This window comes from Hydrogenophaga sp. (assembly GCF_011390835.1).
Taxonomy (GTDB): domain Bacteria; phylum Pseudomonadota; class Gammaproteobacteria; order Burkholderiales; family Burkholderiaceae_C; genus Hydrogenophaga.
Map to the genome: position 1 here is coordinate 1 of NZ_JAABRQ010000021.1, position 11,295 is coordinate 11,295.

Sequence of the window (11,295 nt, forward strand, 5' to 3'; positions counted from 1 at the left end):
GCTGGGGGCCGTGGGCCAGCTGCAATTCGAGGTGGTGGCGCACCGGCTGGAGCACGAGTATGGCGTCAAGGCCCGCATCATGAACAGCCCCTATCAGGTGGCGCGCTGGGTGACTTGTGCGCCGGAAGACGGCGGCGAGATTGAGCTCAAGAAGTTCATCGATGCAAACAGTCACCGGGTGGCGCTGGATGCGGTAGACGCGCCAACGTTGCTGGTCGACCACGCCGCCACCCTGCGTGCGGTGGAGGCCAACTGGCCGAAGATCAAATTCCACGCGATGCGCGAGCATGCGGGGCTGGTATTTCAAAAGAGCATGTGACCCCCCCGCGCCGAAGGATTGAACCACCCCCCGCACCGGGCTTCGCCCGTCACCCTCTCAAGGGGGCTATGCCTGCGGCCTGGCAGAGCCAGTTCCGCGACATTCGGAAGTGCTCCCCTTCACGGCAAAGTTATCAGTCGCTCCACCACCCTGGGGTAAATCAAATGCTCTTGCGTGAGCACACGCGCCGCAAGCGATTCGGCCGTGTCGCTCGGCAGCACGGGCACCACCGCCTGCTCGAGTATTTCGCCATAGTCGAGCTCGCCGGTCACCCGGTGCACGGTGCAGCCCGCCACATGGCAACCGGCGTCGATGGCGCGCTGGTGGGTTTTGAGCCCGGTGAACGCGGGCAGCAGACTGGGGTGGATGTTGATCAGGCGGTCTGCATAGTGGGACACAAAGAGCGGCGTGAGAATGCGCATGAAGCCTGCCAGCACCACCAAGGCGGGTTGGTGCTGATCGATTTGTGCGATGAGCGCGGCGTCGAAACCCTCGCGAGTCGGGTAGGCTGTGTGATCGATCACGCCGGTCTGCAGACCCAGCTCGCGCGCCAGGGAAAGTCCTGGCGCCTCAGTCTTGTTGCTGAACACAGCCACCACCTGGGCACCATGGCGCTGGCGCCAGTGGCAGCGGCGAGACGCATCGACAATGGCCGCCATGTTGGAGCCACTGCCCGAGATCAGAATCACAATGTTTTTGTTCACGCCAGCCCGCACGCGCCGGCGTGCATGTTCTTCCAGAGGCCCGAAGTGTAATGACCCCTGAATCCACCACCCCAGACCCGCACCGGCACGACGTCGCTCAACACCCCTTCACTGCGGTCGAGGCGCGCGTCCTGGGCACGCTGATGGAAAAGGCCCGAACCGTGCCCGACAGCTACCCGCTCACGCTCAATGCGCTTGTGACCGGCTGCAACCAGAAATCGAGCCGAGAGCCGGTGATGCAGCTGCCCGACGCCGCGGTGATCGAAGCTCTGGACGACTTGCGCCAGCTCAACCTTGTGTTCGAGACCAGCGGGGGTCGAGTGGCCCGCTACGAACACAACTTCCTGCGCGTCATGGGCGTGCCGGAGCAGTCGGCAGTGTTGCTGGGTATGCTGGTTCTGCGCGGTCCGCAGACCGCGGGCGAGCTGCGGCTGAACACCGAGCGCTGGTACAAGTTTCTCGACATCGCCTCGGTCGATGCGTTTCTGGAGGAAATGCAGGCCCGCTCGGCGGACAAGGGAGGCCCGCTGGTGGTGAAGCTGCCACGCGCACCCGGCGCGCGCGAGCAACGCTGGGCGCACCTGCTGTGTGGGCCAGTGGACCTGAGCGCAGCCCAAGTCATGGCCAGCGCCCCCGGCACCAGCGCCACCGAAGACGATGTCATCAGGCTCACCCGTCGCGTGGCCACTTTGGAAGAGACAGTCGCCACACTACAGGACCAGCTGGAAAACCTGTGCGAGCAGCTCGGTCTGTCGCAGCCCGGACAGGACTGAAACAAACGGTCGTGCGAAACTAAATTGAACTTCCGGCGATCGCTTGCCGGCCACCGAACAAGGAGACCCCCCATGGACTTGGCATTCACGCCCGACGAACAGGCGTTTCGCGAAGAGATTCGCTCGTGGGTCAAGGCCAACCTGCCCGCCGATATTGCCCAGAAGGTGCACAACGCGCTGCGCCTCTCGCGCGACGACATGCAGCGCTGGGCCAAGATCCTCGGCAAGAAAGGCTGGTTGGGTCATGGCTGGCCCAAGGAATTTGGCGGCCCAGGATGGAACGCGGTGCAAAAGCACCTGTTCGAAGAAGAATGTGCGCTGGCCGGCGCACCCCGAGTGGTGCCGTTTGGCCCGGTGATGGTGGCGCCGGTAATCATGGCCTTTGGCAACAAGGAGCAGCAAGAGCGCTTCCTGCCCGGCATCGCCAGCGGCGAAGTCTGGTGGAGCCAGGGCTACAGCGAGCCTGGCTCAGGCTCGGACCTTGCCTCGCTCAAATGCAAGGCCGAACGCCAGGGCGATCACTTCGTCGTCAACGGCCAGAAAACCTGGACAACTCTCGGCCAGTACGGCGAATGGATCTTCTGCCTGGTGCGCACCAGCAGCGAGGGCAAGCCCCAGACCGGCATCAGCTTTCTACTGATCGACATGAAGTCGCCCGGCGTGAGCGTGCGGCCGATCAAGCTGCTCGATGGCGAATGTGAAGTCAACGAAGTCTGGTTCGACAACGTCAAGGTGCCGGCCGAAAACCTCATCGGCGAAGAGAACAAGGGCTGGACTTACGCCAAGCACCTGCTCAGCCACGAACGCACCAACATCGCCGATGTGAACCGCGCCAAGCGCGAGCTGGAGCGGCTCAAGCGCATTGCCAAGGCGGAGGGTGTCTGGGACGACATCCGTTTCCGCGACCAGATCGCGCTACTGGAGGTCGACGTGGTGGCGCTGGAGATGCTGGTGCTGCGCGTCTTGTCGGCCGAGAAATCGGGCAAGAATTCGCTCGACATCGCCGGTCTGCTCAAGATTCGCGGTAGCGAAATCCAGCAACGCTACAGCGAGCTGATGATGCTGGCGGCCGGCCCTTACAGCCTGCCCTTCATCGAGGAAGCCATGGACGCTGGCTGGCAGGGCGACTTCCCCGGCGGCGTAGTCGCCAATGCACCGCTGGCCTCGACCTACTTCAACATGCGCAAGACCACGATTTACGGCGGCAGCAACGAAGTGCAACGCAACATCGTCGCCCAGACTGTTCTGGGTTGACCACAAGGAGCTGAGATGGACTTCGACTTTTCTGACGACCAAGAACAACTGCGCGACGCTTGCACCAAGTGGGTGGAGAAGGGCTACAGCTTCGATCGCCGGCGCGCCATCGTGGCCGCCGGTGGCTTTGACCGCGCGGCCTACTGCGAGCTGGCCGAACTCGGGCTGACCGGCCTGTACATCCCGGAAGCCCTCGGCGGCATGGGCATGGGCCCGATCGAAGCCATGGTGACGCTAGAGGGCCTGGGCCAGGGCATTGTGCTCGAACCCCTCGCGCAGGCGCTCATCAGCGGGGCGGTGCTGGCAGGCTACGCCCCCGAAGTCGTGCAGACCGACTGGTGCCCACGCATCGCAAGCGGCGAGGCGCTGGTGGTGCTGGCGCATCAGGAGCGGGGCTCGCGGTATCGACTCGATGCCTGCTCCGCACAGGCACAGACCAGTGGCGACGCGTGGACGCTCACCGGCCACAAACACCTGGTGCCCGCCGGCGACCAGGCCAATGGCTACCTGGTTCCGGCCCAGATCAAGGACAAGATGGCGCTGTTTATGGTCGCCAGTAAGGACCAAGGCGTCACCGCCCAGGGATATCTCACCCAGGATGGCAGCCGTGCGGCCGACATCAGCTTCGACAAGGCGAGCGCCACCCTCGTGACCCTGGATGGTCAAACCGCGCTGGATCACGCCGTGGACATCGGCATCGCCGCCACCTGCGCCGAGGCGGTGGGCGTGATGGACAAGACCCTCGCCATTACGGTCGAGTACATGAACACCCGCAAGCAATTCGGCGTGGCGATCGCCAGCTTCCAGGCTTTGCGCCACCGGGCGGCCGACATGAAGATGCAGCTGGAGCTGGCGCGCTGCATGAGCTACTACGCGTCGCTCAAACTCAACGCCCCTGCCCCGGAGCGCCGCGCCGCCATGGCGCGCGCCAAGGTGCAGCTCGGCCAGTCCATGCGCTTTGTCGGACAACAGAGTGTGCAACTGCACGGCGGCATTGGGGTGACCGACGAGTACATCGCCAGCCACTACTTCAAGAAGCTCACCCAGATGGAAATGAGCTTCGGCGACACGCTGCACCACCTGGGCGAGGTCAGCGCCCGCATGCAAGACACTGCTGGCGTCTTCGCCTGAGCGTCCGCCAGGATGTGCTCTGCAGCTGAGCCTGACGAGATCCTGAGAAATACTGCTCACCTGGCGTAACCCGCCATGTAAGCCAGGTGGGGTCAAGCGGTGGGGTAGACCTACAATGCGAACTTAAGTTCAACGTTGGTTCCGCTGGCCATGACTCCTTTGCGACTGATCTTGTCTCGCGTTCGTATTCTCGCGACCACCTTAGCATTGGGGGTGGCTTCCACCACCAGTTGGGCCCAATCCAGCGCGTGTGGGCCCAACGAAGACGCTGTCACCTTCAACTTCGCCGCCGCATCCAGCACCTCCGCCACTGGAAGCTCCCGAACGTGGACCGCCTCGGCCACCAGCGCCACGTTCGGTGTGGCTACGCCCGGCACACTGCGCAGCAACACGATCAACTTCAGCATTTCCATTACTGGCGCAGTATGGGTTACCGGTTTTCCCGCGCTCAATCAGCAAGGCGGAGTTCCGAACAGCCTCGACCTCAACATGGACTCCGGCGCTCCCGGCGACAGCGTCAACATGCTCATGACCTTCAACCGTCCGATGAGCAAGGTGCGCTTCAACATGTACGACGTCGACAGACAGAATGGCAGTTGGCAAGACGTGCTTCGCATCTCTGGCTCGTTGAATGGCGCGACGGTTCCGATTCCGGTGCTTGTGCCGACCACGCCCGGCAATTACTCCACAGCGACCATCGCCGGCGGCAACCAGATCACAACCAACGTCAGCAGTAATTGCGCCAGCACCATTGGCAACTGCAATGTACAAATCAACTTCGACAATCCAGTTAACCAGATCAGCGTGCTCTTTTTGGCAGGCCCCGCGGTGGCCAGTCCAACGAGCCAGCGTGTCGGATTCAACGATTTCTCTTACTGCGTCATCAAGCGCGATCTCAGCCTAAGCAAGGTCGGCGTGGCGCCCACCTTTGTGGCCGGGCAGAGCGGGTCCTATACCCTTACCGTGACCAACCGGGGCGGCGCCGCCACCACAGGCAACGTCACGGTGAGCGACATCTTGACCGACAGCAGCGTCAGCTTCGTTAGCCCGCAAGTCCCTGGAGGGGGATGGGTATGCAGTCTGAGCGCCACCAGCCATGCCAACGACACCGCTACCTGCGTGCGGTCGGCCAGCATTGGCGCCGGTTCGTCGGCCCAGCTCCCACTGACTGTGACCGTCAGTCCCGACGCAAATTCTGCGAGCTTTGACAACCGGGCCAAGGTCTTTGGTGGAGGTGATGATTTCAAACCCACCCTGACGACCACCGGCCCCATTGCTGATTGCAGCAGTCTCAACGAAGGCACCTCCGGCGGCGGCTCCGGCAGCAACGCTGGATGTGCATTTGAAAACACTTTGCTCGTCCGTCAGGGCGCGCTGAGCATCAACAAGACCAATGTGCTCAACACGCTCACAGCCGGACAGACAACAACCTACACGATCAACGCCACCAACGCCGGTCCCAGCAGCGCAAACAGCGCCATCTTGACTGATCCAGTGGCTGGTGGCCTGATCTGCACCAGCGTGACCTGTTCGGCTGCGAGTGGTGGGGCGGCCTGTCCACCGAGTGGCTCTGTGACGATCTCGGCGCTGCAGAACAGCGGCATCGCCCTTCCCGTGTTTCCACCAAACTCCAGCCTGGAATTCCAGGTCACCTGCACCGTCAGCGCGACCGGGGTTCCTTAGGCGGCGTACCCGGATGGGGATCGCGGCAAAGACTGCAGGTATTTGGCCCGAGCAGGTCCTGCAGGCGGCGAGATCACGTCCATCAGATTGGTCTTAGTCAAACTCAGTCTGCGGTCGGCAGCTCAACCAGCAGATAGCGCCCATTCCCTTGTATCGGCGACGAGAGGACATAGCTTGTCCCATCGAGCCGACTGGTCGCCGGGATGCATGCCCAAGCATCGCCCGCTCCCAGTATGCACAGGGACATGTTGTCGGGGCGTGGGACAACACTGACATCCAAAGTGAAGTAGATAGTTGGGTTGCCGGGTTCAAAGTTGCCGAAGAGCTCGATGCCCGCCACGGGCACCCCCGGCAGCGAATTCACCGGCAGATGCGGTAGCGCATCGCTGAACCACTGCACCTCGGTCTGGCCCTCCACCACGTTCACGCGGGCCAAGCCTTTCACACAGGCCAGAGCACCGACCAGAAATGGGCCATTCATCGCCACGCCCATCCGGTTGACACCATGTCCCAAGTCGAGGCTGCCCATCCGGAAGTCGGTCTGAGGAATCGCGATGTCCATGCGCACAGATGTGTCGAAGTAATCAGCGGAAGCCAGATAGCCCACCACCTGTGAGAACCCGCCAAATGTCGCGAGAAAGCTGCCGCTGTTGATGGTTGTGGCACCAAAGTCTTCAAAACTGCTTTGGCCACAGCGGCTGGATACCGAACCCAGCTGGCGAGCGTCGGCGGAGGGCCGTGAGTCAATCGAGGTCGGTGCGCTACCGACCAAGGGCGCGAGGTCGTCACCCCCGCCGCCGCAGCCTACCAGCAGCGTGGCCGCGACCGTCACAGAGACACCCACCATCCGTACGTCCCTGAGCGATACCGACATGAAGTTCCCCTTGTTCAGATTTCGAGATACCGCAGAGACAGCGTCGAGATGGACGGGCCGCAACTGAGATTCATTCTGTTTTCGGTCATCGCTCAGCTTTCTTGAGCGCTTTGATCGGTACTTTTCCTCGGAGACCGAGGCCAACGGACAGGCTCCTTTGCTGAACCAGCTAAACTCCCATTAGTACTTTTTTCGCCCTTTCCGGTGACGTTTCGCGTACCCGCTTTGTGACGTGCCTGATCGACTCCAAGAGCTCAAGATGCACCGCCTATTGAAATATTTGTGCCTAGGCGTGTTGACGCTCACCCTGATCGGACTGGTCAGTCCAGCCTGGGCGCAGGTCTGCGGCGCGCCGGGCAAGGACGGTGTCAGCTTTTCCCGTAACAGCTACTTCCCTGGTAGCGGCACCGCTGGCGCCGGGTCAAGCGTGGTGAACTTTGGTGCTGCACGAATCGACGCCAACGCGGTATCGACGGCATTTGGGGCAGGGGACCTGGCCCTGGTGATTCAGATGCAGGACGCGCTGGTCAATAACGCCGACTCGGGCGCCTATGGCGACGGCGTCGCCGGGGACCCTGCCACCGGCTCGACCAACCTGCGCAGCACGGGCTTCTACGAATTCAGACGTGTGGTGGCCGCCAGCGGCGGTTCGATCACGCTGGACACCCCCCTAGTCAACACCTACACCACCGCCAACGCCGACACCACTTCTGGCAACCGCCGCTTCCAGGTTGTGCGCGTGCCCCAGTTCGCCTCCGTCACACTACCGGGCGGCATCCTGAATGTCACACCCTGGAACGGCAGCACCGGGGGCCTGATGGTGATCGATGCGTCGGGCCTACTGAACCTCAACAGCACCACAATCAACGCCAATGCCGTCGGCTTTCGCGGCGGTGGCTCTCAAAATGCCACCGTCATCTCTGGTAGCAACGTCACCACCTATGCCAGCGCCCAGGTAGCTGGAACACCACCCGCTAATCTTGGTGCAGCCAAAGGTGAAGGCATCGCGGGTACGCCCCGCTTCGTGCGCTCCGACACGGTCATCAGCAACGGCTACAGCGGTATCAACCTCGGCACATCGGGCTACGCGAACGGATTCGATCTCGCCCGCGGTGCGGCAGGCAACGCCGGCGGCGGCGGCACACAACACAACGCCGGTGGCGGCGGCGGAGGCAATGCAGGTACTGGCGGTCGGGGCGGCAATACCTATGCCAACTTCAGCGGCACCAACACAGGCAGCTGCGTTCAATTCGGTCCTGGCTTTTTCGCTTGTGGCGGCGATGGCGCTCGAGCCATGGGTGGCTTTGGCGGACTGGGTGTGACGCCCACCGCTGCCCGCCTGTTCCTTGGCGGCGGCGGCGGCGCTGGCGAAAGCAACAACGCCAACGACAACCCCACCGTGGCGCAAGGCAGCGGCGGCAACGGCGGTGGTCTGATCTTTGTCCGGGCCCGAAGTGTCTCGGGCAGTGGTGTGTTCAACGCCAACGGTGGCATTGGACAGCCGGGCGGGCGCGACGCGGCGGGTGGCGGCGGCGCCGGGGGAACGGTGGTGCTGATCACTGAATCGACTTCGGTGCCAGGCCTTCAGGTCAACGTCTCAGGCGGTGCGGGCGGCAACACGGGTCTACCGCTTCGAGGCAACGAAACTCAGGGTACGGGCGCCGGTGGCGGTGGTGGCGCCTTCATCCGCTCGACCGGGGTGACCGTCGGTGCGACCCAGATCGCAGGCGGCGCTTCCGGCGTCAACGTACCGGTGAATGGCGTGTCCAACACCTTTGGTGCCTCTGGTGGCGCAGGCGGTGTGGCGAACGTCAATTTCTCCGGCACCCAGTTTCCCAATCCCACCAGCTGCTTCCCGCAGCTCACCGTGCTCAAGAGCACGACAACGCCCACGCGCACCGTGCCCACCGACAGCACGGCAGGTTATGTGGTCTCGGTTCGCAACGCCGTGGGTGTCGGTGTGGCGGTGGGCGTAGCCGTAACCGACGTGCTGCCCGCACCGTTCACCTTACAAAGTAGCACCGCCACGGTGGCGCTGGGCGCAGGCTCTCTAGGCCCTTCGCCTGCCCCGGCCACAGGCACCTCCACCGTGACCATCGCCACACCTGGCAGCAGCACTGCCACCAGCTTTTTCATCCCGCCAGGTGGCGAGGTCACACTCACCTTCAATGTCAGCCTGAACGGGGCTGCACCCGGCACCTACCAGAACCCGGCCGACACCCTGTACAGCGATCCCACGCGATCGGTGGCGGCGGGCGTCGTCACGCCCGGTGGCGGCTACGCCAACGGCGGCGGCACAGCAGGCGGCTCCAACTACGCCTCGGGGGCCAGCATCCAGGAAGACGTGTCGATCACCGCGTCCACCTTGCTGACCATCACCAAAACCAATGCCGTCGGCACCGTGACCGCCGGCACCACCACCAGCTACACCATCACGGTGGCCAACGGTGGACCGTCTGCCGCAGCCAACGCCGTGCTCAGAGACCCGGCCGCCACTGGCCTCAACTGCACGGCTGTGAGCTGCTCCGTCAGCGGCGGAGCAGCGGTCTGCCCGGTAGCACCCGCGCTGAGCCTCGCCAACCTGCAGTCGCCTGTCGGCGTGACCATTTCAAGCTTCCCGGCCAACTCCAGCCTGAGCTTTGTGGTGACTTGCGGCGTGACCGCCACCGGCGTGCCGTGACGGCCCATCGATGCCGCTTATCAACAAAAAGCCCGCCTCGGCGGGTTTTTTCATGGCCTCCGAACGAAGGGATCAGGCATGCAGCCGCGAAGTCTTGGGCAGGTGCGACATCAGGAACTCCATCTGGTCTGCCAGGATGCGGCGGTTGCGCAGGATGAAATCCTCCCACAGGCTGGGCACGTACGGCGCGTACAGCAGCGGCATGTGGGCCTGCTCGGGTGTGCGGTTGCCCTTGCGGTGGTTGCACGATTTGCAGGCCGTGACCACGTTCATCCAAAGGTCGCGCCCACTCTGGCCCAGCGGCACGATGTGCTCGCGCGTCAGTTCGTCTTCGTGGAAATGACCACCGCAGTAGGCACACAGGCTCCTGTCACGGGAAAACAGCTTACTGTTGGTGAGCGAGGGCCGCAGGTCAAACGGGTTGATGCGCGGTACACCGTGGGTGCCGATGATGGAGTTGACCGTGATGATGGATTGAAGGCCGGTGACCGCGTTGTGCCCGCCGTGAAACACGGCAACCTCGGCGCCCATCTCCCAGCGCACCTCCTGCGCCGCGTAGTGCAGCACCGCTTCTTCGAGGCTGATCCACGACTGTGGCAACCCCTGGGCGGACAACTTCAAGACCTTCAAGACCCACCTCCCTGTTGAATTCCAACCGGACAATCTGTCTTCGCAATCGAACGCGCCCCATATTACGGGGAGCAACCATACGCGTATGTCAATATACCGTGCTTCCAAGCCAATCCGCCTGACGCTGGCGATTCCCATCTCGTCATGAACATCATCCGAGGCCTCCGAGGCCTACCCTCTTCAGGTGGCGCCGGCTGCGCCCTCATCATCGGCAATTTTGATGGTGTGCACCGGGGCCACCAGGCCATGCTGGCCCTGCTCAACAACGAGGCTCGGCACCGCGGCGTGCCCAGCTGCGTGATGACCTTCGAGCCCCATCCGCGCGACCACTTCGCCGCCGTGCACCAGAAGCCAGAACTGGCACCTGCGCGCATCGCCACTTTGCGCGACAAGCTGGAAGAGCTGGCTCGCTGCGGCGTTGACCAATGTGTGGTCATGCCGTTCAATGCCGCGCTCGCCGCCCAGTCGCCGCAGGCCTTCATCGAAGACATCCTGGTGGGGCAGCTTGGCGTTCGCTACGTGCTGGTGGGCGACGACTTCCGTTTCGGCGCCAAGCGGGCTGGCGACTACGCCATGCTCGATGCTGCCGGCCAGCGCCTGGGGTTCGACGTGGCGCGCATGCAGAGCTACGAGGTGCACGGCACACGGGTCTCCAGCTCGGCGGTGCGCGCGGCCCTGGCCGGTGGCGACATGGAGCGGGTCGCTGCCCTGCTCGGTCGGCACTACGCCATCAGCGGCCACGTGGTACACGGCCGCAAGCTCGGCCGCGAACTGGGCGCCACCGCGGCCGGTGCGGGTGACGGCTTTCGCACCCTCAACCTGCGCTTCGCCCACTGGAAGCCTGCGGCCAGCGGCATTTTTGCGGTACTGGTGCACGGGCTGCTGCCTAACGGACCAGCCTTGCCTGGCGTGGCCAACCTGGGCGTTCGCCCCTCGCTGGACCCGCAAGACGTCAACGGTGGCCGGGTGCTGCTAGAGACCCACTGCCTCGACTGGCCGGCGGCCCTGACGCTGCACCTGGGCGGCAGGGAGGCCTACGGTAAAATCATCCGCGTGGAACTGCTGCACAAACTGCATGACGAGCTGAAGTACGACAGCCTGGACGCCCTCACCCGGGGCATTGCCCAGGATTGCGACGCCGCGCGGCAGTTTTTTGCCACCCTGCCCGAGCAAGCCTACGGCCAGACACACCGCCAGACCACGCGCGACCGAATTTAGACCGGTTGGTCCGCCCGGTCGCCGCCCTC

General features: G+C 63.6%; 9 protein-coding genes and 1 pseudogene. 7 read left to right on the forward strand and 3 right to left on the reverse strand.

All coding sequences use genetic code 11. The features are described from left to right. Positions 1-319, forward strand: a pseudogene (prfC, locus tag GPT34_RS12930) (peptide chain release factor 3); the annotation flags it as partial. A 119-nt stretch (positions 320-438) separates the two neighbouring features. Here the strand turns inward: prfC and purN are convergent. Then, positions 439-1,023: a phosphoribosylglycinamide formyltransferase gene (gene purN, locus GPT34_RS12935; RefSeq protein ID WP_291013088.1), complete on the reverse strand. Its 585-nt coding sequence runs from the start codon at positions 1,021-1,023 to the stop codon at positions 439-441. A gap of 50 nt (positions 1,024-1,073) precedes the next feature. Here purN and GPT34_RS12940 point away from each other — a divergent pair, with 50 nt between their 5' ends. From GPT34_RS12940 to GPT34_RS12955, 4 genes are all read left to right on the forward strand, one after another. Then, positions 1,074-1,796, forward strand: a complete 723-nt coding sequence (locus GPT34_RS12940; RefSeq protein WP_291013090.1) for a YceH family protein — start codon at positions 1,074-1,076, stop codon at positions 1,794-1,796. A 72-nt stretch (positions 1,797-1,868) separates the two neighbouring features. Then, a complete protein-coding gene (locus tag GPT34_RS12945; protein ID WP_291013093.1) occupies positions 1,869-3,050 on the forward strand; it encodes an acyl-CoA dehydrogenase family protein in 1,182 nt (393 codons plus the stop codon). Positions 3,051-3,065: 15 nt separating this feature from the next. Further along, positions 3,066-4,181 carry an acyl-CoA dehydrogenase family protein gene (locus GPT34_RS12950; protein WP_291013096.1) on the forward strand — a complete coding sequence of 372 codons (1,116 nt, stop codon included), beginning with the start codon at positions 3,066-3,068 and terminating at the stop codon, positions 4,179-4,181. Positions 4,182-4,394: 213 nt separating this feature from the next. After that, positions 4,395-5,864: a hypothetical protein gene (locus GPT34_RS12955; RefSeq protein ID WP_291013099.1), complete on the forward strand. Its 1,470-nt coding sequence runs from the start codon at positions 4,395-4,397 to the stop codon at positions 5,862-5,864. Positions 5,865-5,967: 103 nt separating this feature from the next. Here the strand turns inward: GPT34_RS12955 and GPT34_RS12960 are convergent, their stop codons facing one another. After that, positions 5,968-6,882: a hypothetical protein gene (locus GPT34_RS12960; RefSeq protein WP_291013100.1), complete on the reverse strand. Its 915-nt coding sequence runs from the start codon at positions 6,880-6,882 to the stop codon at positions 5,968-5,970. Positions 6,883-6,997: 115 nt separating this feature from the next. Between GPT34_RS12960 and GPT34_RS12965 the strand changes: the two genes are divergently transcribed. Further along, positions 6,998-9,418, forward strand: coding sequence for a hypothetical protein (locus GPT34_RS12965; protein WP_291013102.1), 2,421 nt, complete (start codon positions 6,998-7,000; stop codon positions 9,416-9,418). 72 nt (positions 9,419-9,490) lie between these two features. Here the strand turns inward: GPT34_RS12965 and GPT34_RS12970 are convergent, their stop codons facing one another. Then, on the reverse strand, positions 9,491-10,048 hold the full coding sequence (locus GPT34_RS12970; protein ID WP_291013105.1) for an HNH endonuclease: 558 nt from the start codon (positions 10,046-10,048) through the stop codon (positions 9,491-9,493). Positions 10,049-10,192: 144 nt separating this feature from the next. Between GPT34_RS12970 and GPT34_RS12975 the strand changes: the two genes are divergently transcribed. Then, positions 10,193-11,266 (forward strand): bifunctional riboflavin kinase/FAD synthetase, encoded by a 1,074-nt coding sequence (locus GPT34_RS12975; protein WP_291013107.1) that lies wholly within the window; start codon positions 10,193-10,195, stop codon positions 11,264-11,266. The last annotated feature ends 29 nt before the right edge of the window (positions 11,267-11,295 follow it).